This is a genomic window from Dactylosporangium sp. NPDC051087, assembly GCF_055586325.1.
The window spans coordinates 130,352-154,641 of the sequence record NZ_JBVJIJ010000006.1 but is presented as its reverse complement, the minus strand read 5'-3'; the positions used below and the strand labels follow the sequence as shown (position 1 = coordinate 154,641).

Annotated in this window: 14 protein-coding genes; 8 read left to right on the top strand and 6 right to left on the bottom strand. The window is 73.9% G+C overall.

The window, feature by feature from the left end; translation table 11 throughout:
• Position 1 precedes the first annotated feature (1 nt).
• Positions 2-2,065: a flotillin family protein gene (locus ACZ6TV_RS13730; protein ID WP_465297482.1), complete on the bottom strand. Its 2,064-nt coding sequence runs from the start codon at positions 2,063-2,065 to the stop codon at positions 2-4.
• Between the two features lie 206 nt (positions 2,066-2,271).
• Positions 2,272-2,862 (bottom strand): hypothetical protein, encoded by a 591-nt coding sequence (locus ACZ6TV_RS13725; protein WP_465297481.1) that lies wholly within the window; start codon positions 2,860-2,862, stop codon positions 2,272-2,274.
• Between the two features lie 357 nt (positions 2,863-3,219).
• Between ACZ6TV_RS13725 and ACZ6TV_RS13720 the strand changes: the two genes are divergently transcribed.
• Positions 3,220-5,127, top strand: coding sequence for a serine/threonine-protein kinase (locus ACZ6TV_RS13720; RefSeq protein ID WP_465297480.1), 1,908 nt, complete (start codon positions 3,220-3,222; stop codon positions 5,125-5,127).
• A 15-nt stretch (positions 5,128-5,142) separates the two neighbouring features.
• On the opposite strand, the gene ACZ6TV_RS13715 is transcribed toward ACZ6TV_RS13720, so the two are convergent.
• A complete protein-coding gene (locus tag ACZ6TV_RS13715; RefSeq protein WP_465297479.1) occupies positions 5,143-5,976 on the bottom strand; it encodes a hypothetical protein in 834 nt (277 codons plus the stop codon).
• Between the two features lie 217 nt (positions 5,977-6,193).
• Here ACZ6TV_RS13715 and ACZ6TV_RS13710 point away from each other — a divergent pair, with 217 nt between their 5' ends.
• The 3 genes from ACZ6TV_RS13710 (at position 6,194) to ACZ6TV_RS13700 (ending at position 7,445) form a co-directional block, all read left to right on the top strand.
• Positions 6,194-7,018 (top strand): SCO6745 family protein, encoded by an 825-nt coding sequence (locus ACZ6TV_RS13710; protein ID WP_465297478.1) that lies wholly within the window; start codon positions 6,194-6,196, stop codon positions 7,016-7,018.
• 87 nt (positions 7,019-7,105) lie between these two features.
• A complete protein-coding gene (locus ACZ6TV_RS13705; protein ID WP_465297477.1) occupies positions 7,106-7,309 on the top strand; it encodes a hypothetical protein in 204 nt (67 codons plus the stop codon).
• Positions 7,310-7,319: 10 nt separating this feature from the next.
• Positions 7,320-7,445 (top strand): hypothetical protein, encoded by a 126-nt coding sequence (locus tag ACZ6TV_RS13700; RefSeq protein ID WP_465297476.1) that lies wholly within the window; start codon positions 7,320-7,322, stop codon positions 7,443-7,445.
• 58 nt (positions 7,446-7,503) lie between these two features.
• Here ACZ6TV_RS13700 and ACZ6TV_RS13695 read toward each other — a convergent pair whose 3' ends face one another.
• Positions 7,504-8,049: a hypothetical protein gene (locus ACZ6TV_RS13695; RefSeq protein ID WP_465297475.1), complete on the bottom strand. Its 546-nt coding sequence runs from the start codon at positions 8,047-8,049 to the stop codon at positions 7,504-7,506.
• A 69-nt stretch (positions 8,050-8,118) separates the two neighbouring features.
• Between ACZ6TV_RS13695 and ACZ6TV_RS13690 the strand changes: the two genes are divergently transcribed.
• Positions 8,119-8,559 carry a hypothetical protein gene (locus ACZ6TV_RS13690; RefSeq protein WP_465297474.1) on the top strand — a complete coding sequence of 147 codons (441 nt, stop codon included), beginning with the start codon at positions 8,119-8,121 and terminating at the stop codon, positions 8,557-8,559.
• An 87-nt stretch (positions 8,560-8,646) separates the two neighbouring features.
• Here the strand turns inward: ACZ6TV_RS13690 and ACZ6TV_RS13685 are convergent, their stop codons facing one another.
• Both ACZ6TV_RS13685 and ACZ6TV_RS13680 read right to left on the bottom strand, forming a co-directional pair.
• Positions 8,647-9,123 carry a DUF1877 family protein gene (locus ACZ6TV_RS13685; RefSeq protein WP_465297473.1) on the bottom strand — a complete coding sequence of 159 codons (477 nt, stop codon included), beginning with the start codon at positions 9,121-9,123 and terminating at the stop codon, positions 8,647-8,649.
• A gap of 181 nt (positions 9,124-9,304) precedes the next feature.
• Positions 9,305-10,549 carry a glycosyltransferase gene (locus ACZ6TV_RS13680; protein ID WP_465297472.1) on the bottom strand — a complete coding sequence of 415 codons (1,245 nt, stop codon included), beginning with the start codon at positions 10,547-10,549 and terminating at the stop codon, positions 9,305-9,307.
• A 249-nt stretch (positions 10,550-10,798) separates the two neighbouring features.
• Here ACZ6TV_RS13680 and ACZ6TV_RS13675 point away from each other — a divergent pair, with 249 nt between their 5' ends.
• From ACZ6TV_RS13675 to ACZ6TV_RS13665, 3 genes are read left to right on the top strand one after another with little or no spacing between them, the layout of a single operon-like run.
• Positions 10,799-18,688 carry an amino acid adenylation domain-containing protein gene (locus ACZ6TV_RS13675; protein ID WP_465297471.1) on the top strand — a complete coding sequence of 2,630 codons (7,890 nt, stop codon included), beginning with the start codon at positions 10,799-10,801 and terminating at the stop codon, positions 18,686-18,688.
• Entirely contained in the window at positions 18,685-24,108 is a 5,424-nt protein-coding gene (locus tag ACZ6TV_RS13670) for an amino acid adenylation domain-containing protein (RefSeq protein ID WP_465297470.1), read from the top strand. The genes ACZ6TV_RS13675 and ACZ6TV_RS13670 overlap by 4 nt, the downstream gene beginning before the upstream one ends.
• The gene (locus ACZ6TV_RS13665) at positions 24,105-24,287 is read left to right on the top strand and encodes an MbtH family protein (protein WP_465297469.1); all 183 of its coding nucleotides are present in this window, start codon (positions 24,105-24,107) and stop codon (positions 24,285-24,287) included. The genes ACZ6TV_RS13670 and ACZ6TV_RS13665 overlap by 4 nt, the downstream gene beginning before the upstream one ends.
• The last annotated feature ends 3 nt before the right edge of the window (positions 24,288-24,290 follow it).

Sequence of the window (24,290 nt, the reverse complement as noted above, 5' to 3'; positions counted from 1 at the left end):
GTCAGTGCTTCCCCGCCGTCAGGGACGCCACCGGCGCGTCGGCGACCCCGAGGTGCTGCGCGGCGGCGAGCAGCTCCTTGAGCTTCGCCGCGTCGGACCCGCCCGCCTTGATCTGCTGCAGCAGCAGCGCGGACAGCGTCAGGTTGCCCATGTCGGCGGTGCTGATCGCGCCGAGCAGCCGGGCCAGGTCGCTGCCCAGGTTGGCGCTGCCGTTGAGGTACGGCGCGGCGACCGCGCCCACCACGTCGGAGTGCTGCACGAAACCGTCGATGCTCTTGCCCATCGTGATCGAGCTCATGAGCCGGTCGAGGAACATGCTCTCGCCGCCGACGATGTCGATGTCGGCCTTCTCCAGCCCGGTCGCGAGCACGTGCGCCTGCGACTCGGCGACCTGTCGCTGCATTTCGATGCCGGCGAGGCGGATCTCCTTCTCCGTCTCCAGGCGCAGCCGGTACTCCTCGTGCTGGCGGGTCGCGTCGTCCAGCGCGGCCATCGCCGCGGCCTTCTCGGTGAGGCCTTCCGCCTCGCCCTTGAGCTTCTCGCGGATGGCCTCGGCGGCGACCAGCGCCCGCTCCCGCTCCACGCCCGCGTTGGCCCGGCCGACCTCGGCGGTGGCGAGCGCCTTGTCCCGCTCGACGGCCACCTCGGCGCGGCCGACCTTCTCGATCGCCTCCGCGCTGCGCTCGCGGACCTGCACGTCGGCGAGCCCGACGGCGGCGGCCTCGGCCTGGACACCCTCGGCGAGCCGGATCTTCGCGCGGGCGTCGAGCTCGGCGGTCTGCTGGCGGGCCTCGGCGAGGACCAGCTCCTCGCGGGCCTTGAACTTCGCCGACGCCTCCGCCGCCTCGGCGGCCTTGATGTCCTTGACGAGGTTCTCCTGCGCCTCCGCCTCGGCCTGGATGACGACCGCCTGCCGGGTCCGCTCGGCCTCCTCGACCACCCGGAGCCGCTTGATCTGCTCCTCCTGCTCGGCGACGGTACGGTCCACCGCGACGCGCTCGCGGACGACCTCGGCGATGCCGCGCCGCTCGACCTCGATCTCCTTGTCCTTGGCGATCGTGGACAGCTCGGTCTCCCGCTGCCTGGCGATGACCTCCAGCATGCGGTCCTTCTCGATCCGCTCGGTCTCGATGGCGATGACCCGCTCGCGGTTCTTCTGCGCGACGGCGATCTCCCGGGCCTGGTTCTCCCGCTGGACGCCGAGCTGCTCGTCGGTGCGCAGGTCCGCGCCGTGCGCCTTGAGCCGCTCCTCCGCCTTCACCCGCACCACCTCGGCGTCCTCGCGGGCCTGCAGCGTCGCCACCTCGCGGGCCTGCCGGATCTCCGCCTCGGCCTGCCGCCGCTCCAGCTCGAGGATCGCCTCCCGCGCGTCGACGTCCTGGCGCTTGATCTCCTTCTGCTCGCTGCGCTGGAACTCGTTGGTCCGCACGTGCTCGATCGCGGTGAGCTCGGTGATCTTCCGGATGCCCTGCGCGTCCAGGATGTTCGCCGGGTCGAGGCGGCTCATCGGGGTCTGCTCCAGGAAGTCGATGGCGGCGTCCTCGAGGCTGTAGCCGTTGAGGTCGGTGCCGATCACCCGGATGATCTGGTCGCGGAACTCGTCGCGCTTGGTGTACAGGTCGACGAAGTCCAGCTGCTTGCCGACCGTCTTGAGCGCCTCGGAGAACTTGGCGTTGAACAGCTCCTGCAGCGTCGACTGGTCGCTGGCGCGGGCGGTGCCGATCGCCTGCGCGACCTTGATGACGTCCTCGACGGTCTTGTTGACCCGCACGAAGAACGTGATGCGGATGTCGGCGCGGATGTTGTCGCGGCAGATCAGGCCCTCGTGCCCGGAGCGCTCGATCTCGATCGTCTTGACCGAGATGTCCATGACCTCGGCCTTGTGCAGCACCGGCAGGACCACGGCACCGGTGAAGGTGACGTCGACCCGTCGCACCTTGGAGATGATCAGCGCCCGGCCCTGATCGATCTTGCGGAACAGCCGGGCGACCATGAGCAGCGCGCCGAGCACGATGAGCACGACGACGGCGACGAGCACGGCGAGGCCAGTGGTGATGACATCCATCGAGAAATCCCTTACGTAGGGCGGACACTTCAGGGCAGCGTCGAGCGGGACCGGGCGGCGTCGAGCGCCGCCGGACGGTGGGGTCCGGTGTCAGGCGAGGGCGGCCGGGTCTTGCACGACCCACGCCGCCGGACGGTGAGGTCCGGTGTCAGGCGAGGGCGGCCGGGTCTTGCACGACCCACGCCGCCGGACGGTGAGGTCCGGTGTCAGGCGACGGTGGCCGGGTCTTGCACGACCCAGAAGAACTCGCCGGTATCGTCGTAGCCGTAGATGTACGCGGCGCAGCCGGCGCTCAGACGGTCCTCACCGCTCTGGCGCACCTGCACGATCGCCGACGACCCGTCCTCGACGGTCACTTCGGCCTGGCCGAAGGTCAGCGTGACGGTCCCGGTGCGGATGACACAGGGCCGGCCGACGAAGTCGGCGCGGGACGGCGCGGGCGCCTCGGCGAACAGTCGCCGCAGCGGCAGGACGGCCAGCCGGGTGACGAGCCAGGCGACGGCGAGCGCCACGACCAGGACGACCGCGGGGGCGAACGCGCCGTGCACCAGCGCACCCGCGGCGAGGCTGGCGAACCAGCCGACCGCGATCAGGAACGAGGCGGCGACGGTGACCGGCACGCCGCCGAGCCCGACAACACTCAGCATGCCGCCGTCGACACCGGCACCGCCGTCGTCGAGCGTGTCGACGTCCAGCGCACCCGCCACCACGACCACCCAGTAGGCGACGACGGCGACCAGCAGCACACTGAAGACGGCGGTGGGAAACGCGAACGCCGCGCTGATGAACGCGCCCACGGTCACGTGCCCGCGGCCGGACGTGGCTGCCCCGGCGACCGCCGCCGCAGCGGCGTCGCTCCGACGAGGACGGTCAGATCCGGCACGGGCACGCGACTGGAGCGCTCAGCGGAGGATGCGGTGCGGATGACGAAAACGTCCATGACGGGAACCCTTTCTGGACACGGCAAAACCACTGCCGACCAGACTTCCCGGCGCACCTGGGCGTCACCTTACATTGACATTGACGTCCCCGGTAGCCCGTTACGGCGGCGCCCCGCTTCGCAACGGCGCCGTGTGCGGTAACGCTGGCGGGTGCCGCGCCGTGCGATGATGGGGCGCTCCGATCGGCATGTCGCCCATAACGGGAGTCCAGGCTTGAGTTCCGACAGTGCGGTGCTGCCCCTCGAGTCCGGCGACCGCAAGGACTACGCGCTCGACGCCCGGCCGATCGCACAGGGCGGTCAGGCCACCGTCTTCGCCGCCAGGCACAAGCCGACCGGGCGCCGGGTCGCGTTCAAACGGGTCGACGGGCGCCACCCCGACGTGATCGCCCGCATGCGGCGCGAGATCGAGGCGGCCCGGCAATTCGGCGACCATCCCAACGTGATGCCGGTGCTCGACCACAGTTCCGCCTTCGACTGGTTCGTCATGCCGCTGGCCGACGCGACCGCATCGACACGGGCCGGGGACCTGGCCCGGCCGGAGGCGCTGCGGGAGCTGGTCGAGGCGGTGTGCGCTGCGCTGCGCGGCCCGCACGAGCAGGGCTGGATCCACCGCGATCTGAAGCCCGACAACGTGCTGTGGCTCGACGGCCGCTGGGTGGTCGCCGACTGGGGGCTGGGCCGGCGACCCCGCGGGAAGACGACGGACGCCGGCCGCACCCGGATGGGCGTCGCCTTCGGCACCGAGGGGTTCGCCGCCCCTGAGCTCGCCGTCGACGCGCACGCCGCCGGCCCTCAGGCGGACGTGTACAGCATCGGGCAGATCATCGGCTGGGCGCTCACCGGCAGCCTGCCACGCGCCAACCTCGCCCTCCTGCCCGCCGACGGCCCATGGCGGTCGGTCGTCAAGGCGGCGACCGTCCACGATGTCCACCGGCGCCTGGCAAGCGTCGACGACCTCCTCGCCGCGATGGCCGACGAGCTGGACAGCCCGGAGGCGGTTGGCGAGCGCGGACGGCAACTGCTCGCCGGCGCCGGGGCCGGCGACCCCACCGCCGTGCCTCGGCTGCTTCGGCTCGCCGCCCAGTCCGATGAGCACCTCCAGGTGCTCCGGGAGGACCTTCTGAGCCTCGGCGACGAGCAGATCCGCGCCGCCGTCGCCGCCGATCCGTCGACCGCGACGGAGATCGCGCGGATGCTGCGCAAACCGGTCCCCGGCAAACCGGGGCGGGACAGTGTCGCCTGGCTGCTCGTCGTGGCCGGGCAGGCCGAGGCCGGTGAGCAGTGGGACCTGCTCGACGAGGCGACCGACAGCCTGATCGTCCTGAGCGCCGATGTCGACAACGCCGAGATCCTGGCGAGTCTCGCCGAATGGATGGCGACCCGCACAGGGCAGGCGGCATCCGCACTTGCCGCTGTGCTGCGCCGGCTGCCCGTCCGTCCGGAGGTCCGCGAAGCGCTGTCCGGTGCACCCGGCACGGACCACAGAGTCATACGGGCGTTGCGGCCCCGGCCGGTGTCCGATCCACCCCCTGTAGCGCCACTCCGCGGCCGGCGTCGGCTGGTCCTCGGCGCCGCGGCCGCGTTGCTGGCCGTGTCTGCCATCGGCACCGGCGCGCTCGTCGACTGGGGCTCGCCCGGCGAACCGAAGGCCAAGCAGAGCAGCAACCCGATCGCCGGACTGCCGAAGAAGCCGGGTGACCTGGCAAGGTTCCCGCTGGCCGGGTTCGTCAAGCCCTGGAACGCCTTTCCCGAGTGGGTGTGGTGCCGCAGCGAGATCGACGACGAGGCCGTCAACGGCAGCTTTCCCGCCCGTCCCGCGCAGCAGGTCGGCCCGGTGCAGCACATCCGCTGCGACAACGGCGGCAGCCTGACGGCGATGTTCGCCGAATTCAAAACCCTGGAGAACTTCCAGACGGTCCGCTCGCGATACTACGGCGCGGACCCCCCGGCCAACCCGGCCTGGGGCGAGGACGACCCGCCCGAAGGCATGCACGTGTTCGCGTGGAGCCAGACAGAGCGGGCACTGGTCTGGACCGACCCGCAGGACCTGGTCATCGGGCTGCTGATCACCGACAGCGCCCTGACCAATCTCGTCCAGCTGCGAGAGCGGTACTCCTGACATGCCGCCAGCGGTTCACAACACCTGATCGAGGTGCACCCAACCACAGATCCGCTCTTCCCCCCGCACCGCAAGGGTCAGCGCCCAGTCGCCGATCAAATCCCGGGTGAGGAGCGGGCTGACCACCAGATCGTCCACCAGGACGCGGTCGTAGCGGCCGGCCGGCTCGACCACCGGTGACCGCTCATCGGCGTCGACGCGCAGCTGGACCTGACCGACGGGGTGCAACACGTTCACCAGGGCCTGCGGGTCGCAGGTGTCGATGGGCCCGTACAGGGGCCGGATCCGCACGGGCCACCCGTCGCGGAGCCCGGCCACGTACACGATCGGGATCGCACCGCCGCCGGCGCAGGTGTCACGCTCCCATTGGAAGAGGAACGCGTGGATCTCAAATCCGCCGGCTACCGGGGTCACGGCCTCGATCGGGCGGGAGCATCGCATCGTCGCGGCGATCGGGCGGCGCAGCTGCTGCGCGGTGCCGTCCTGCCACAGCCAGATGTACCAGTTCACGTTTGCGGACTGCCCACCGAGGGTCCGCAGCGCGGCGGCGGCATCCTCGTCGCCGTCACCGTCCACGTCCGCGTACCGCGGTGTCCATTCGAGCTCCCAGTTACCGCCGCCCTCCATCGGCCCGGTGGCGTCGTCGTCGCTGTGCCGCGCGGCACCGTCCTTCAGCTGCACGGTTTTGCTCACCGACGCGTCGTACCACTCGGCCGCGCCGAAGTCGAAAGCCCTGATCTCGCGGGACGGCTCGGTCGGCCGGGGCTCGTCGTCCAGCAGGGTGCAGCCGGCCGGTGTCGACACCACCAACGCCACCACCACCGGCCAGGACCAGAGTCCGCGTCGCATCGAGAAGCCACCACCGTCCGGGTCACAGGGGGTCACGAGGTCACTTCGAGCGATCAGGCTATCGTCCTTCACTCGGGCCGACCCCGCGGCGGTGCGCAGCCACGTCCGGGCCGGCCGCAATTGATGTCGGCCGGGTTGTCGGATCCGGGCAGCCCCGTTCGTAGTTGAGATGAGCGGGCCACAGGGGTGCCGCCACGATCACAGGAGGCACCGACAGATGCCGCACGCACCGGCCAAGATCCACCGCATGTTCGAGCTCGTCGAGCCGATCGGCGCCATCACGTTCTCCGAAGTCCCGAACGAGGCTTTCCTGGCCGTCGGCATGCGCAACTACTGGGACGGGTACTTCGCGGGCCGGGCCGCGCCGCTGGGACTCGCGCCCGCCGAGGTGGTCCACGCGGTCTTCTACAACTTCGCCGACGGTGAGGTCGCCCGGCACATCCCGTGGGTGTGGGGGAAGATCACCCCGCAGGAGGCGATCGCCGTACGCGAGCGGGGCAGTGCCGCCGCGCTGCGGCAGACGCTCGGGGACGCCGCCGACGCCCCGGGCCTGGCGCGGGTCGCGGACCTCGCCACCAGGGCGGCACTCAGCGCGCCGACCGAGGGCCGGGCCCTGTACGCCGGGCTCCGGGCGCTGGACGTGCCCACGGAACCGGTGGCGAGGCTGTGGCACGCGGCGACGCTGCTGCGCGAGCACCGCGGCGACGGTCACAACGCCGCCCTCCTCGCCCACGGCATCGGCGGCACCGAGGCCCACGTCCTGCTCGCGCTCTCCCTCGGCATGCGGGCGGAGCAGTTCGGCCGGGTCCACCACCTGCCCGCGGCGCAACTGGCCGCGGTCATCGACGGGCTGCGCGCCCGCGGTCTCGTCGACGCGGACGGCGGGTTCACCGACGCCGGCCGGGAGACCAGGGCACGGATCGAGGCCCTCACCGACGAGCTCGCCACGCCCCCGTACGACATCCTCAGCCCGGACGAGCTCGACGAACTGATCGCCGGCCTCGAACCGGTCGCCGCCGCCGCACAGACCGTCGACACCTGACCGGCTGCGGCAGGCCGGCTCAGCTCAGCCGAGATCGTGCGCCGGCACCACTCTGGGGCTACCCAGGGCTGCCCCGGCGCTGGCCTCGTGCTGGCCACGAACTACCGAGGCCTCGCCCGTCGGCACGCCCGGGCGGCGATCCGCCGGTCCCCGTGGATCGACTCGCCCATTGAGACCGCGGAGCGGGACGCGCTGATCCTCGGGCGCGGCATCGGATCGATCTTCGCAGTCGCCGGCGTGTTCGCGACGATGGCTGCGATATCCGACATCCTTGCTTCCATCGGCGAATAGCGACGCGGCGATGTCCCCGGGCCCGACGTGGCCGGCACTGCCGGAGACGCTGAGCACCATGCTGACCGCGTTGCACGACGGCGATCCGGACACCGGCCGGCCCGTGGAGGTCACCGTCGGGTACCTCGACTGGTAGCCACAGCACGGCGTCCGCCGGCGATGCGCAGGAGCGGGCACCTCCGGGGGCGTCCGCATCAAGTTCCGCTGTGCAACCGCGACCTGGAATGCAGCACATGAGGCGTGATCCCCGGACACGCAGCGCGTTGCGAGCACAGGACATCGTCTGCACGCACGATCAGCTCACCCATACAGACGTCTTTGCCCTGGCCGCCGCCCGACGACCACGATCCGGGCCGCCGATCGAATCCGTCGGCGGCGACCGCGTCGAAGTCTTCCGGGGACTCGGCGTACTTGCGCTCGAACGCACCTTCGAGCGCGTGCTCCAGTCTCCAGAACGCGTGGTTGAGCCGCGTCTCGAGGTCGTCTTCGGAATACCAGTCGGCGTCGACGAGTCGCCGGGTCACGTCGGCCGGGTCCGGCAGGCCGAGGTAGTCGAAGGCGTCGGCGGCCTGCTCGACCTCTGCGGCGGAACTGGTGTCCATGACCGCCGAGACACCGCTGCCCATGATGCGGCCGTACGGCTTGGCCATCGCCCGAAGATGTCGGTCTCCGACGCCGGAGACAGGATCATCGGACATCGCACGGTTCCAGACCAGGTCAGCCGTCGTGAGGACGTACACAGCCGTATCGTACGGCCGAGCCGGGGAGGCAGGCGGCGACCCGCTCGCCGGGTGCGGCACACTCACGGCATGTTCAGCGTGTACTTCGTCGCCGACCCGCGGGTGGCCGAGAGTCTGGTCGAGGACGGGCCGGGGCCGGCCGGGCTGACCGGGGTGGAGCTCAACGACGGGGAGCCGTCCGAGATCGGTGGTCTGTTGTGGGCGGTCCTCGCGGGTGCGCCGCTCGAGTTCGACCCAATGCGCTTCGACACCTGGGAGGACTGTGTCGGGATGGCGCACGAGTACTGCGGGCTGATGCTGATCCACGACGGCTTCGTGCAGGCCCTCGCGGGGCTGTCCGACGAGCGGATCCCGGCCGTCGCGGCGACCTGGGCGACCGCCGACGAGTGGCAGCGGTGGGACGAGCCGTGGGCGCCGGGTGAGCTGGACGCGACCGTACGCGGGCTGCGCGACCTGGCTCGCACGGCCAGTACCAGCGCAGATCGCATGTACGTGTGGTTCGAGGGCTGACCGGCGGCCTCCGCGGCCTGAGCTGCGTCGAGAGGCTCACACCGAGGACAGCGGAATCCCCCGCACCGCACCAGGGTTGAGCACCGTTCACTGGTCGGCGAAGAACACGCTCGCCCAGCCTTGCCGGGCCGCGTCCTGGTAGAACGTGGTGAGGTCCTGCAGATATCCGAGCACGTACTCCAGCTCGTCGGCCTCGACGGAGCCCTGGTAGTCGGCCGGGTCCAGTGCCCAGAACCGCTCCTCGACGACGGCCGGGTCCACGGCGGTGAGCGCGGCGGCGATCTCACGCACCTCGTCGACGGTGTTGAAGCTGACGATGTAGCGGTCACCGTCGTGGAGCGGCCGGCCGCCGAGAATCGCGGCGCCGAGCGGGAACCGGCGATCGCCCAGCGTTCCATCGGTCAGGCATCGCTGGATGCCGTCCCACGCCTTGTCCAGTGGGCATTCCAGCGGCGGGTCGATGTGTGCCGGCAACGCCTCGACGACCTCATCGTCGTCGCGGGCGGCGAGCAGGGTCGCCAGCGAGGGACGGTCGAGGGCGAGGATGTATCCGCGGCATGCCACGGCCGCCCACGATACCGAACGAGGGGGCCCGCACGATGTAGGTCGACAGCGTGAGCCCGTTCAGGAAGAACACCGCCGTCACGGCCCGTCGCCCCGGCTGCATGCAGGTCACCCGCTCTCTCGGCGCGGACCCGGACGGGCCCCCACCTGATGACGAACGGCGCCCGGTCAAGAAGGACAGTCAGCCGGGTTCCGGGGCGGACGCGTTGCGGGCCATCAGGCGGCGGGCGAGCAGGAGCCGCTGGGACTGGGTGAGCCGGCCGGCCGGGGCGGCGGTGAGCAGGTCTTCGAGTGCGGCGGCGGCGCGGGCCGGGGCGGCGTCCTCGGGTTCGTCGAGGAGCTGGGCGGCGCGGGCCGCGTAGCCGGTGTCGGAGGCGGCGGCGGAGAGCTGCGCGGCCACGGCGGACGGGGTCCACTCGTGGGCGGGGGTCCACAGGGCGAGGTTGTGGTGGGCGAGGCGGGCGGCGTTGTCGGGGCGGTCGGCGCCGTGTGCCATGAGGACCTGTGGGGTGCCGGTGCGCAGGGCGCGGACGGCGGTGCCGATCCCGCCGTGGTGCAGTATCGCGGCGACCTGGGGCAGCACCGCCGGGAACGGCAGCCGGGCGTGCCATCGCGCGCCGGGCGGCAGCCGTGCCGGCAGCAGGGCCCGGTCGGGGGCGACGACCAGGGCGGGGCGGCCGGTCTCGGCGACGGCGTCCAGGGCGACCGGGTAGAACCGTGGGTCCAGCAGCTGGCCGGTGCCGCCGGTGACGAGCAGCGGCCGGTCGTCGATGACCGGGCCGGGGGTGCCGTCGTCGTCGCCGGTGACGAAGCCCGTGAGGGTGGCGGTGGCGCGGGGGCCGGCCGTGTCGAACCAGGTGGGCCACAGTCCGAGCAGCCCCCGGGCGGAGCGCAGCCACGCCGTCCAGTCCGGCACCGGGGGCAGGCCGAGGCCGGCGCGGACGGCGTCGATGCCGGGGGCGAGGCCGGCCCGGACGTGGGCGGCGGCGACGGGGGCGACGAGCAGCTGGACCGGGGCGACGGCGACCCAGGCGGCCGGGGCGCCGAGGAGGTCGGCGGCGACGAGGACCGACAGCGCGGAGGTGTGCCGGCCGACGAGGACGGTACGGCCGGGGTGGTGCCGCTCGGCGAGCAGGTCGACCTCGCGGCGCAGCTGGTCGAACAGGCCCTCGCGTTCGTAGTAGGCGCGCAGTTCGTGGGGGCGCTGGGCGGCGAGGAGGTCGGGGGTGCGCCGGTGGAAGTCGTCGTGGTCGGCGACGGTGTCGATGGCGGCGAAGCCGAGGCCGGCGGCGCGGGCGCGGTCGGCGTAGGGCGCGTGGCTGATCAGTGTCGTCGTGTGGCCGCGGGCAATGAGCGCGGCGCCGATGCGGATGAACGGCAGGACGTCACCGGCGGAGCCGTGCGTGACGAGCAGGAAGTCCCCCATCGGCGCAGTATGGCCGCCGCGACCGACCGTGATCAATGCGGTGTGATCGACACGGGAAAATGCGTCAATTTCGGTCGCGGATCCGTTTCGTGACGCGCGTGTTTCGACAGACCTTGACGCTTGGCTACCGGCGTCAGTACCGTGCATCCGGTTGGAAGCGCTCCCATGGCTATCCGCGCACCTCAGCGCGTGTGCCGAAGCGGCGCTGCAGGCTGCACGGAGATCAATGTTTCGGGGGAAACGTCTGCCATGGCCTCGCCGGTTCTCGATCCACGCCGCCGCGCCGCGCTCACCCGTCTGCTGGCCGTCCGGCACCGTGAGGCGGCACCGATCACGGTCCAGCCGCGGGACGGTCGGACGTTCGCGTGCACCCCGGCGCAGCGGAGGGTCTGGCTCGCCGACCAGTTCGACGCCGCCCACGTCACCATCCCCAACGCGACGTTCGGGCTGCGCCTGGACGGGCCGCTGCGGGCCGGTGACCTCGAGGCGGCCTTCGCCGCGGTGGTCCACCGGCACGAGGCGATGCGGACCGTGTACGTCGTCGAGGACGGCCGCCCCCGCCAGCGCGTCCTGGACACCGCGCCCGCCCCGGTCGACCTGATCGACCTGCGGCACCTGGAGGATCCCGAGCGCGAGGCCCTCGCCCTGGCCCAGGCCGCCGCCGCGGAGCGGTTCGACCTGGCGTGCGGGCCGCTGTTCCGGGCCACCGTGCTGCGCCTCTCCGAGGACCGGCACGTGCTGCTGTTCGCCGGGCACCACATCGCCTTCGACGAGCAGTCCGTGACGGTCGTCGAGCGGGACCTCGCCGCCGCGTACACCGGCCGGCTCGACGACACGCCCGCGCCCACGGTGCAGTACGCCGACTACGCGACCTGGCTCGGTGACAGCCCCGCGGACCGGCTCGAGCACTGGCGGGAGCGGTTCACGCCCGCGCCGGAGGACCTGATCCTGCCGTTCGCGGTCGCCCCTGCCCGGCGCGCGGCGTCCAGCACGACCGTCAGCGTCCGCACGGCCCTGCCGGCGGGCACCGTGGACCGGCTGCGGCCAGACCCGGCCGCCACCCCGTTCGTCATGCTCCTCGCCGTGCTCGACATCGTGCTCATGCGGTACACCGGCCGCCGCGACCTCTGCGTCGGCACCGTGTCCTCCGGCCGGGGACGGGTGGAGCTGGAGCCGGTCGTGGGGTGCTTCCTCAACCCGGTCGCGCTGCGCACCGACCTGCACGGCGCGGAGACCTACGGAGAGGTCGCGCGGCGGGTCCGGCACACCGTCATCGAGGCGTTCACCCGGGAGGTGCCGTTCGAGGAGGTCGTCGCCGCGGCCAACCCCGCCCGGCGGGCCGGCGTGCACCCGCTGTTCCAGGTCGCGTTGCACCTGCACCGGCACCGCGACCGCACCGGCGAGTGGCCCGGGCTGGCGGTCTCGACGTGGCACCACGAGGTCGGCGCGCCCGGCCTGGACCTGACCGTCGAGGCGACGCCGCTGCCCGGCGGCGGGGCGGAGCTGACGTTCCGGCACCCCACCGGCGCCCTGGAGCCGGGCGCGGCCGAGCGGATCGCCGCCGACTTCCGCCACGTCGCCGCCGCGCTCACCGCCGACCCGGACCGTCCACTGGGGAGCATCGGACCGTCCGAAGAGGACACCGCGCTGACCGGCGCCTGGAACGACACCGCCGCGGCGCCCGGCCCGACGGTTGCGGACCTGATCGACCGGCGGCTCGCGGCGGCGCCGGACCGGGTCGCGGTGGTCGCCGGCGACGAGACGCTGACCGGCGCGCGGCTGTCCGCCCGCGCCGACGCGATCGCCGCCGCGCTGACCCGTGCGGGCTGCACGGCGGGCACCCTCGTCGCGGTCCGCGTGGACCGGTCCGCCGACCTGGTCGCGGCGGTGCTCGGCGTGTGGCGGGCCGGCGGCGCGTACGTGCCGATCGACCCCGACTACCCGCCGGCCCGGCAGGCCCTGGTCCTCGCCGACTGCGCCGCCCCCATCGTGCTGACCCAGCGGGCGCTCCTGCCCGGCCTGCCGCCGCACGACGCGTCCGTGGTGCTCCTGGACGACGTGCGGGAGACCGCCTTCCAGGCGATACCGCCCGAACAGCGCCGGGTCGCCTACGTGCTCTACACGTCCGGGTCGACCGGCCGGCCGAAGGGCGTCGCCGTCGAGCACGCCGCCCTGGCGAACTTCGTCCTCGACATGCGGGACCGGCTCGAGGCCGGCCCGGAGGACCGCTGGCTCGCGGTCACCTCCCTCGCCTTCGACATCGCCGGCCTGGAACTGTTCCTGCCGCTGGTCGCCGGCGGGACCGTCGTCGTGGCCGGGGAGGCGCTGCTGCGCGACGGCGCCGCGCTCTGCGCGCTCATCGGCGGCGCCGCCGTCACCCACGTGCAGACGACCCCGTCGCGGTGGCGGCTGCTGCTCGCCGCCGGGTTCGACGGGCCGGCCGTGACCGCGCTCATCGGCGGTGAGGCCCTGCCCCTGGCCCTGGCGCGGCAGCTGCGGTCCGTCACCGGTCGCCTGATCAACGTGTACGGGCCGACGGAGACCACGATCTGGTCGACGGCCTGGGAGGTCCCCGACGACCCGGACGAGGTCAGCATCGGCGGCCCGATCGCCAACACCCGCGTCCACCTGTGCGACGAGCTGGGCCGGCCGGTGCCCGTCGGCGCCGTCGGCGAACTGTGCGTCGGCGGCGACGGCGTCGCCCGCGGCTACCTGGACCGCCCGGCGCTGACCGCCGACCGGTTCCGCCCGGACCGGTGGGGCCCGCCGGGCGCCCGCCTGTACCGCACCGGCGACCTCGCCCGGTGGCGGCACGACGGGCGGCTGGAGTTCCTCGGCCGCGCCGACAACCAGGTGAAGCTCAACGGTCACCGCCTCGAGCTCGGCGAGGTCGAGGCCCGCCTCGCCGAGCTGCCGGGGGTGAGCGAGGCGGCGGCAGTCGTGCACGGCGACCCGGCCGGCGACCGCTTCCTGGTCGCCTACCTGGTCGCCGGCGCCGTTCCGGACGACTGGCGGGAGCGGCTCGCCACGGTGCTGCCGGGCGCGGTGACGCCCCGGCACGTCGTCGTGCTGGACCGGCTCCCGCTGACCCCGAACGGGAAGCTCGACCGGGCCGCGCTGCCCGCACCCGGGCCGGTCGCCGCCGGGGAGGGCGCCGCGCCGCGGTCCGCGACCGAACGGCTCGTCGCCGACGTGTGGGCCGAGGTGCTCGGTCACGACGGCATCGGCGTCGACGACGACTTCTTCACCCTCGGCGGGCACTCGCTGCCGGCGATGACGGTGGCGGCGCGGCTGTCGGAGGTGACCGGCCACGACGTCACCGTCCGGGTCGTCCTCGCCCACCCGACGGTCGCCGAGCTGGCCGCCGCCGTCGACGCGTTCACCGCCACCGAGACCGGCACCCGCACCGGGCCGATCGCCCCGCGGCCCGACCCGGCGGCGCCGGCACCGCTGTCGGCCGCGCAGCAGCGGCTGTGGTTCCTGCACCAGCTCGACCCGACCGACGCCGCGTACAACATGAACCTCGTCTACCGGCTCCACGGCCCGGTCGACGCCGACCGCCTCGAACGCTCGCTCGGGGTGGTCGTCGACCGGCACGAGAGCCTGCGGGCCCGGTTCCTGGAGCAGGGCGAGCAGCTCATCCAGCTCGTCGCTGCCCCGGCCGGGGTGCGCCTGGAGCGGGCCACGGCGGCGAGCGCCGACGAGGCCCGGCGGATCGTGGCGGCGTGGACGAACGCGACGTTCGACCTGACCGCCGGGGCACTGCTGCGCGCCGGCCTGATCCGGCTCGGCCCCGACGAGCACGTGCTGTGCCTCGTCATGCACCACATCGCCGGCGACGGCCGGTCGCTCGGCATCTTCGTCGAGGAGCTGCACGCCGTCCACGCCGGCCGGGAGCTGCCGCCGCTGCCGGTGCAGTACCCCGACTTCGCCGTCTGGCAGCGCGCCCTGCCCGCCGACGCGTCCGACGCGGCCCTCGGCTACTGGACCGCGCAGCTCGACGGGGTCAGCACCCTGGAGCTCGCCACCGACCGGCCCCGGCCGCCGGTGCAGACGTCGCGCGGCGCGTTCGTCCGGCACCGCCTGCCGGCCGGGCTCGCCGACGAGCTGGAGCGGGTCGCCCGAGCCGGGCGCAGCACCCTGTTCATGCTGCTGCTCGCCGCGTACCAGGCCGTCCTCGCCAGGCACACCGGCCAGGCCGAGGTCAGCGTCGGCTCGTCGATCTCCGACCGTGGCCGGCCCGAGCTGCGGGACCTCGTCGGCCTGTTCGTCAACACGCTCGTGCTGCGCACCGACGTGTCCGGCGACCCGACGTTCCGGGAGCTCCTCGGCCGGGCGCGGGAGACGGCGCTCGCCGCGTACGCCCACCCGGACATCCCGTTCGAGCGGCTGACCGCGGCGCTGGGGCTGGCCCGCGACCCGAGCCGCACGGCGCTGTTCCAGACGATGCTGATCCTGCACACCGAGACCGGCGCGGGCCTCGACGTGTTGCCGGGCGTCACGGCGGAGCTGTTCGACGACGGGTTCGTGCAGGCGAAGTTCGACCTGATGCTCGACGCGTGGCGTGAGCCCGTCGGGCTGCAGCTGTCGCTGAACTACCGCACCGACCTGTTCGACGCGGTCACCGCCGAACGGCTGGTCGCCCGCTTCGGGCTGTTCCTCGAGGCGGTCGCCGCCGACCCGGACCTGCGGCTGTCCGAAGTGGACCTGGCGGCGCCGCAGGACCGGGCGGCGCTGCTGGACCTGGGGCGGGGCCCGGTTCGTTCGGAGCCGGACGACGACGTCGCCGGTCTCGTCGCGTCGTGGGCGGCGCGGACCCCGGACGCGGTCGCCGTCGTCTGCGGCGAGGAGCGGCTGACGTACGCCGAGCTCGACCGACGTGCGGCACGCCGGGCCGCCGCGTTGCGCGGCGCGGACGGCGTCGTCGCGGTCTCCCTGGAGCGTGGCGTCGAGCTGATCGTGACGTTGCTGGCGGTGCTCAAGGCCGGCGCCGCGTACGTGCCGATCGACCCCCGCTACCCGCAGGCCCGCCAGGACCTGCTGCTGCGCGACTGCGGCGCGGACATCCAGATCACCGCCGGCGACCTCCCCGACGGCGACCCCACGGCCGCGCCGGCCCCGCCTGCCGGGCAGGACGGCCTCGCCTACGTCATCTACACGTCCGGCTCGACGGGCACGCCGAAGGGCGTCGGGGTCCCCCGGTCCGCGTTCAACGCCCGCGTCGCGTGGATGCGGCAGCGGTACGAGCTGAGCACCGCCGACCAGATGGTGCAGTTCGCGTCGATCAGCTTCGACACGCATATCGAGGAGGTGTGGCCGGCGCTGACCGCGGGTGCCCGCCTCGTGCTGCTGCCGCCGGGCGAGGACCTGCCGGAGCTGCTGGCCCGCGAGCCCGGGATCACCGTGCTGGACCTGCCGACGCCGTACTGGCACGAGCTCGCCGCCGTCGTCACCCAGGTCCGCTGGCCGGCGGCGCTGCGACTGCTGATCCTCGGCGCCGACCAGGTCCGCGGCGACGCCCTGGCCGCCTGGTTCGCGCACGTCGGCGACCGGGTCACCGTCCTCAACACCTACGGGCCGACGGAGGCGACCGTCATCGCGACGACCGCCGTGCTGGACGCCGACCCGAGCGGGCGGCGGCCCCCGATCGGCACCCCGATCGCCGACACCCGCCTGTACGTCGTCGACGACCGGCTGCGGCTGCTCCCCGCCGGTGTCCCCGGCGAGCTGTGCATCGCCGGGGCCGGGCTCGCCCGCGGGTATCTGGGCCGGCCGGGGCTGACCGCGGACCGGTTCCGCCCCGACCCGTTCGGTCCGCCCGGCGCGCGGCTGTACCGCACCGGCGACCTGGTCCGGTGGCGCCCGGACGGGCAGCTGGAGTTCCTCGGCCGGCTCGACGACCAGGTGAAGATCCGCGGGTTCCGGATCGAACCGGGTGAGGTCGAGGCCGCGCTCGCCGCCCTGCCCGGCGTGACGCAGGCGGCGGTCGTCGCCCGCCCCGACGCGGCGGGACACCTGGTCCTGGCCGGGTACGCCGCCGGGGACGGGCTGCGCGCCGACGACCTGCGCCGCGCGCTCGCCGAGCGGCTCCCCCCGTTCCTCGTCCCCACGCACCTGATCCCGCTGGACCGGATCCCGCTGACCGTCAACGGCAAGGTCGACCGGGCGGCGCTGCCCGCACCCGACGCGACCGGCGGCGGGTACGTCGCGCCGCGCACCCCGACCGAGGACCTCGTCGCGCAGGTGTGGGCCGGTGTCCTCGGCCGGGAGCGGGTCGGCGCCGACGACGACTTCTTCGCCCTCGGTGGGCACTCGCTGCTCGCCGTCGGGGTCGTCGCCCGGCTGTGCGAGGCCACCGGCCGGGACGTGCCCGTGCGGGCGCTGTTCCTGCAGCCGACCGTCGCCGGGCTCGCCGCCGCGATCGACCGGCTGCGCGGCACCGGCGACGAACCCGTCGCCCGCCGCGCCGGCGGGCCCGCGGCGCTGTCGTTCGGCCAGCAACGACTGTGGTTGCTGCACCAGCTCGACCCGGCCGACGCGTCGTACAACATCAGCGTCGCGTACCGGCTGCGCGGCCCGGTCGACGTACCGGCGCTGCGGCGGGCGCTGCACGCGGTCACCGAACGGCACGCGGCGCTGCGGACCCGGTACCGGGCCGGCGACGACGAACCGGTGCAGGAGCTCCTGCCGCCGGGCGGCCCCGAACTGAGCATTGTGGACGCCGCCGGTGAGGACGAGGCCCGGGCGGTCGTCATGGGCTGGAGCAACACCCCGTTCGACCTCGCCGGCGGCGCGCTGCTGCGGGCCGGCCTGATCCGTCTGGGCCCTGACAAGCACGTCCTGTCGCTGGTGGTGCACCACATCGCCGGCGACGGGCGGTCGATGGGCATCCTCGTGGAGGACCTGCGCGCCGCGTACGAGCAGCGGCAGCTGCCGGACCTGCCGGTGACCTACGCCGACTTCGCCGCGTGGCAGCGCACCCGCCCCCTCGACGAGGAGTCCCTCGGCTACTGGCGCGGGCAGCTGACCGGCGTGCTCGTCCTGGACCTGCCGACGGACCGGCCGCGGCCGGAGCTGTCCGGGTTCGCCGGCGACTTCCTCTCCGCCGACCTGCCCGCCCCGGTCGCCGCGGCGGTCCGCCGGCTCGCCGCGGACGCCAGGTGCACCCCGTTCATGGTGCTGCTCAGCGCCTACCAGGTGCTTCTGGCCAGGCTGGCCGGGCAGGACGACGTGTGCGTCGGCACGCCGGTGGAGCACCGGCCGCGGGTCGAGGTCGCCGGGGTCGTCGGCTACTTCGTCAACACCCTCGCGCTGCGCGGCGACCTGTCCGGCGACCCGACGTTCCGGCAGCTGCTCGCCCGTACCCGCGACACGGCCCTCGCCGGGTACGGGCACCAGGACGTGCCGTTCGATCGGCTCCTCGCCTCGATCGACGTGCCGCGGCTGCTGAACCGGACCCCGCTGTTCCAGACGATGTTCACCATGCACACGGAGGAGTCCGCCGGCACCGACGTGCTGCCGGGCGTGACGGCCGACTTCTTCGACCCGGGCGTGCGGCAGGCGAAGTTCGAGCTGAGCCTCGACGTGTGGCGCACCGTCGACTCGCTGCGGCTGGTGTACGGCTACCGCACGGACCTGTTCGACCGGGCGACGATCGGCGGCCTCGCGGACCGGTTCGCGGCGCTGCTCGGGGCCGTCCTCACCAACCCGGACGCGCCCCTGTCCACTGTGGACGGCGGCGGGGACGGCGCGGACCGGGCGCGGCTGCTCGCCGTGCCGCCCCGGGCGGACCGGCCCGCGACCGTCGACGCGGCGCGGGCGCCGGTGGGGTACGTGCCGCCGAGCACCGCGGCGGAGGAGCTCGTCGCCGGCGTGTGGTGCGAGGTCCTCGGCGTCGACCGGGTCGGCGTCCACGACGACTTCTTCGCCGTCGGCGGGCACTCGCTGCTCGCCATGAAGGTCGCCGGCCGGCTGCGGGCCGCGACCGGCACCGAGGTCCCGCTGCGGACCATGTTCAGCCACCCCCGCCTCGGCCCGCTCGCGGCAGCCGTCGAGGAGCTGATGATCGCCGACCTGGCCGGGCTGTCCGACGAGGACGCCGAGGCGCTGCTGCTGCTGGACGAGGAGCCGACCCTGTGACCGCCACCCCCGACGCACCGTCCCGGGAGGGGCTGTCCGACGCGAAACGCGCCCTGCTGGACCGCCGGCTGCGCCGGCAGGCACCGGCCGGGCCGGTCGTGCCCGCGCTGCCCGACGGCGCGCCGGTGCCGCTGTCGTTCGCGCAGGAGCGACTGTGGTTCCTGGAACAGTTCGCGCCCGGCAGCGGCGCCGCGAGCATCCCCGTCGTGCTGCGGCTGCACGGCGCCCTCGACCCGGCCGCCCTGTCGGCGGCGTTCAGCGGGGTCGTCGCCCGGCACGAGCCGCTGCGCAGCCGGTTCACCGACCCCGGCGACGGCCGCCCGGCCGTGCACGTCGACCCGCCCGCCCCGATCGCCCTGGCCGTCCTGCCCGCCGACGACGAGGCGCACGCGCGGCGGCTCGTCACCGCCCACGTCACCGAGCCGTTCGACCTCGCCGCCGGCCCGCTCGTCCGGCCGGTCCTGGTCCGGCTCGCCGGCGACGACCACCTGCTCGTCGTCGCGATCCACCACATCGTCACCGACGGCTGGTCGATGGACGTGTTCGCCGACGAGCTCGCCGCGCTGTACTGCGGCAGCCCGCTGCCGGACCCGCCGGTGCGGTACCGGGACTACGCCGCGTGGCAGCGCGAGCGGATGGCCGGGCCGGCGAAGGAGACCGACCTCGCCTACTGGCGCGACGCCCTCGCCGGCGTCGAGCCCCTCGAACTGCCGACGGACCACCCGCGGCCGGCCCGGCAGACGTTCGCCGGCGCCGAGCACACCGTCGCGCTCGGCGGGGCGCTCCGCGACGAGCTGACCGCGCTGGGCCGCGCGCACGGCGCGACGCTGTCGATGACGCTGCTCGCCGCGTTCCACGCCGTCCTCGGCCGGGCCACCGGCCAGACCGGGTTCGCGGTCGGCTCCCCCGTCGCCGGGCGCGCCCACCCGGAGCTGGAACGGCTCGTCGGCATGTTCGTCAACACCCTGACGCTGCGGGCGCGGCTGGACGGCGACCCGACGTTCGCGCAGCTGCTGGAGCGCACCCGGGACACCTGCCTCGACGCGTACGCGCACCAGGAACTGCCGTTCGAGCAACTCGTCCAGGACCTCGGCGGGCCACGGGACGTGCGGCGCCCACCGCTGTTCCAGGCGCTGTTCGCGATGCAGAACTACGCCGAGACGACGACCGGCCGCGCGTTCGCCGGGCTGACCGTCGGGCACTGGCCGGCGCCGGTGACCGCGACCCGGTTCGAGGTCGAGCTGTACGTCAACGAGACGCCGGACGAGCTGTGGGCGACGGTCGTCTACAACACGGACCTGTTCACCGCCGGCACCGCGCAGCGGCTCGCCCGGCACCTGCGGGCGTTCCTGCACGCCGTCGCCGCCGACCCCGCGGTGCGGCTGTCCGATGTGGACCTCCTGACGCCCGGCGAGCACGCCGACCTCGTGCGGCCGCCCGCGTTCGTCGAGGTGCCGGCGGACGCGACGCTGCCGTCGCTGATCGCCCGGACCGTCGCCGAGCACCCCGACGCGGTCGCGGTCACCTTCGACGGCGCCGACCTCAGCTACGCCGACCTCGACGCGAGGTCCGCGGCCCTGGCCGGGCACCTGCGGCGGCTCGGCGTCGGCCGCGGCGACCTCGTCGCCGTGTGCGCGGAACGCTCCCACGAGCTCGTCGTGGCGTTGCTCGCCGTCATGCGGGCCGGCGCCGCCTACGTGCCGCTGGACCCGGAGTACCCGGCGGACCGGCTGGCGTTCATGCTCGCCGACGCCGCCGCGCCGGTCGTGCTCACCCAGGCCCGGCTCGCCGCCGCGCTCCCGCCGACCGGCGCGACCGTGGTCGACCTGGACGCGCCGCTGCCGCCGGCCGGCGAGCCGCTCGACCTCCCGGCGCCCGGCGACGTCGCCTACGTCATCTACACGTCCGGGTCCACCGGGCGGCCGAAGGGCGTGCCGAACACCCACCGGGGCATCGTCAACCGCCTCGACTGGATGCAGCGCGAGTACCGGCTCGACGGCGGCGACGTCGTGCTGCAGAAGACCCCGGCGAGCTTCGACGTGTCGGTGTGGGAGTTCTTCTGGCCGCTGCTCACCGGCGCCCGGCTGGTCCTCGCCAAGCCGGGCGGGCACCGCGACGCCGACTACCTGCGCGACCTGATCCGCGCGGAGAAGGTCACCACTCTGCATTTCGTGCCGTCGATGCTGGCGGTGTTCCTCGCCGCCGACGGGGTGTCCGGGTGCACGTCGCTGCGGCGCGTCATCTGCAGCGGCGAGGAGCTGCCCGTCGACCTGGCCCGCAGGTGCCTGGCCACGCTGCCGGCCGGGCTGCACAACCTGTACGGGCCGACCGAGGCGGCGATCGACGTGTCCGCCTGGCACTGCGACGGCGACGCCCTCACCGGCCTCGCGCGGGTGCCGATCGGCGCGCCGATCCAGAACATCGCCCTGTACGTGCTGGACGGGAAGCTGCGGCCCGTCCCGGCCGGCGTGCCGGGGCAGCTGTTCATCGCCGGGACCGGCCTCGCGGTCGGCTACCTGCGGCGGCCGGCGCTGACCGCGGAACGGTTCCTGCCCGACCCGTACGGCCCGCCCGGCACCCGGATGTACGCGACCGGGGACCTCGCGATCCGCCGCCCCGACGGCACCGTCGACTTCCTCGGCCGCATCGACACCCAGGTGAAGCTGCGCGGGCTGCGCATCGAGCTCGGCGAGATCGAGTCGGCGCTGCGGGACCAGCCGGGCGTCCGGGACGCCGCCGTCATCGTCCGCGAGGACAACCCGGGCGACAAGCGGCTCGTCGCGTACCTCGCGGCGGACGACGACCTGCAGGACGCGCCGCTACGGGCCGCGCTGCGCACCCGGCTGCCGGACTACATGGTGCCGGCCGGGATCGTGATCCTGCCGCGGCTGCCGCTGACCCCGAACGGCAAGCTCGACCGCGGGGCGCTGCCCGCCCCGGTGGTGCGCCGCGACGCCGCCGCCGAGCTGGTCGAGCCCCGTACACCCGCCGAACAGCTCATCGCGGGCATCTGGCGGGACCTGCTCGGCGTCGAGACCCTCGGCATCGACGACGACTTCTTCGACCTCGGCGGGCACTCCCTCATCGCCACCCAGGTCGTCGCGCGGCTGCGCACCGGCGCGGGCGGCGGGGTGTCGGTGCTCGACGTGTTCCAGCACCGCACCGTCCGCGCCCTCGCCGAGCTGCTGGACACGCCCGCCGCCGAACGCGGGCCGCGGCGGCTGCTCAACGAGCTGACCCGCCCGGTCCCCGCCGCGCAGCGGGTCGCGTCCCTGGTGTGCGTGCCGTACGGCGGTGGCAGCGCCGTCGTGTACCAGCCCCTCGCGGACGCGCTGCCGGACGGCTGGTCGCTGCACGCGGTCTCGATCCCGGGCCAGGACATCGGGCTCAAGGAGGAGGCGCTGCCGTTCGACGAGCTCGCCGCCCGCTGCACCGCCGAGGTCCTGGAACGCGTCGAGGGGCCGCTCATCGTGTACGGGCACTGCGGTGTCGGTTCGTCCCTCGCCGTCGAGCTCGCCCGCCGCCTCGAGGCGGCCGGCCGGACCGTCGACGCCGTCTACATCGGCGCGGTGTTCCCGTTCGCCCGCCCCACCGGGAGGATCACCGGGCTGCTGTCGCGGATCGCGGGGCGGGAGGCGCTGCTCGGCAACCGCGTGTACGAGAACTGGATGCGGTCCATGGGCGTCGACATGGCCGAGTTCGACCGGGCCGAGGCCGACACCATCATCAGCAACATGCGCGAGCACACCAGGCTCGCCGAGGAGTACTTCACCGGCCTGTTCGCCGACGGCGACCTCACGCCGCTGCGGGCGCCCGTCGTCTCCGTCGTCGGCAGCGAGGACACGCAGACGGAGTTCTACGCCGAACGGTTCCGGGAGTGGCACTTCCTGACCGGCACCACTGCGCTCGTCGTGCTCGACGAGGCGGGGCACTTCTTCCTCAAGTACCGCGCGACGGAGCTCGCCGGGATCGTCACCGCCGTGCACCGCACCGACGCGCCGGTCGCCGACCCCGACGGCGGCTGGACCGTCGCCGGCCGCTCCACGTCCGTCCCCGGCACCGGCGTCGTCGCGTCGGGACCCGAGCCGAGCCTCGGCCGGTTCATGGCCGTCGCCGCCGGGCAGCTCGTGTCGATCGTCGGCTCGGCCCTCACCGAGTTCGCGATCCCGCTGTGGATCTACCTGGAGACCGGGTCCCTGGTCCGGTTCGCGGTGTTCGCCGTCCTCGGCCTGGTGCCCGGGATGCTGGTCGCGCCGATCGCCGGTGCCGTCATCGACCGCTACGACCGGCGCACGGTCATGCTCCTCGGCGACATCGCCGCCGGCGCCAGCCAGGCCGTCCTGCTCGTCCTCGCCCTCACCGGGACGCTGCGGATCGGCCACATCTACGTGCTGCTGGTGACGCTGTCGATCGCGCTCACGTTCCAGCGGCTGGCGTTCGCGTCGGCGGTGCCGCAGCTCGTGCCGAAGCGGTACCTCGGCCACGCCAACGGCATCGTCCAGCTGAGCTTCGGCGCCGGGCAGTTCCTGGTGCCCCTCGCCGCCGCCGGGCTGATGGCGACCGTCGGGCTGCGCGGGGTGCTGCTGCTGGACGTCGCCAGCTACGTCGTCGCCACCGCCGTCGTGCTGCTCGTCCGGTTCCCGCGGACCCTCGCGTGGGCGCGGCGGGAGACGTTCTGGCAGGAGGTCGTCGGCGGCTGGCGGTACTCCCTCGGCGAGGGCGGTCTGCGCCCGGTCCTGGTGTTCTTCGCGGTGCTCAACCTGTTCATGACCCCGCTGTTCCTGCTCATCTCGCCGCTGGTGCTGTCCTTCGCCGACCTCGACGCCGTCGCCCGGGTCGCGATGGCCGGCGGGCTCGGCGCGATCCTCGGCGGGCTGCTGATGAGCTTCTGGGGCGGGCCGCGGCAGCAGCGGGTCCGCGGGATGCTGCTGATCGTGCTGGTCCTCGCCGCGTTCAGCGCGCTGCCGGGGCTGCGGACCAGCGAGCTGCTCGTGGCCGCCGGCGCGCTGGGCATGTCGTTCGGGCTGACCCTCGCCAACGGCGTCTACACCACGATCGTGCAGGTGAAGGTGCCGCAGCGCTTCCACGGGCGGGTGTTCGCGGTGAACACCGTCATCGCGTTCTCCACCATCCCCATCGGCTACGCGATCGTCGGGCCGGTCGGCAGCCGTCTCCTGGAACCGCTGATGGCGCCCGGCGGGGCCCTCGCGGGCACCGTAGGCGCGGTCATCGGCACCGGCGCGGGCCGCGGCACGGCGCTGCTGTTCCTGCTCCTCGCCGCCGTCATGGCGATGCAGGTGCTGGTGTCGCTGCGGCTGCCGAGCCTCGCCCAGTTCGACGACCGGGTGCCCGACGCCGTGCCCGACGACCTCATCGGCGCCCGCGCCCGCGCGGCGAAACGCAAGGAGCACAGCACATGAGCGAGACGTCCGAGCCGTATCAGGTGGTCCGCAACGACGAGGACCAGTACTCGATCTGGCCCGCCGGCCACGCACCGCCCGCCGGCTGGCACCCCGACGGCACCACCGGGACCCGCCAGCACTGCCTCGAGCACATCGACACCGTGTGGACCGACATGCGTCCCCGCAGCGCCCGCTGAAGC

Coding starts and splice junctions, on each gene's coding strand:
- ACZ6TV_RS13730 (WP_465297482.1), bottom strand. CDS start 2,065: ATGGATGTCATCACCACTGGCCTCGCCGTGCTCGTCGCCGTCGTCGTG.
- ACZ6TV_RS13715 (WP_465297479.1), bottom strand. CDS start 5,976: ATGCGACGCGGACTCTGGTCCTGGCCGGTGGTGGTGGCGTTGGTGGTG.
- ACZ6TV_RS13710 (WP_465297478.1), top strand. CDS start 6,194: ATGCCGCACGCACCGGCCAAGATCCACCGCATGTTCGAGCTCGTCGAG.
- ACZ6TV_RS13700 (WP_465297476.1), top strand. CDS start 7,320: ATGTCCCCGGGCCCGACGTGGCCGGCACTGCCGGAGACGCTGAGCACC.
- ACZ6TV_RS13690 (WP_465297474.1), top strand. CDS start 8,119: ATGTTCAGCGTGTACTTCGTCGCCGACCCGCGGGTGGCCGAGAGTCTG.
- ACZ6TV_RS13680 (WP_465297472.1), bottom strand. CDS start 10,549: ATGGGGGACTTCCTGCTCGTCACGCACGGCTCCGCCGGTGACGTCCTG.
- ACZ6TV_RS13675 (WP_465297471.1), top strand. CDS start 10,799: ATGGCCTCGCCGGTTCTCGATCCACGCCGCCGCGCCGCGCTCACCCGT.
- ACZ6TV_RS13665 (WP_465297469.1), top strand. CDS start 24,105: ATGAGCGAGACGTCCGAGCCGTATCAGGTGGTCCGCAACGACGAGGAC.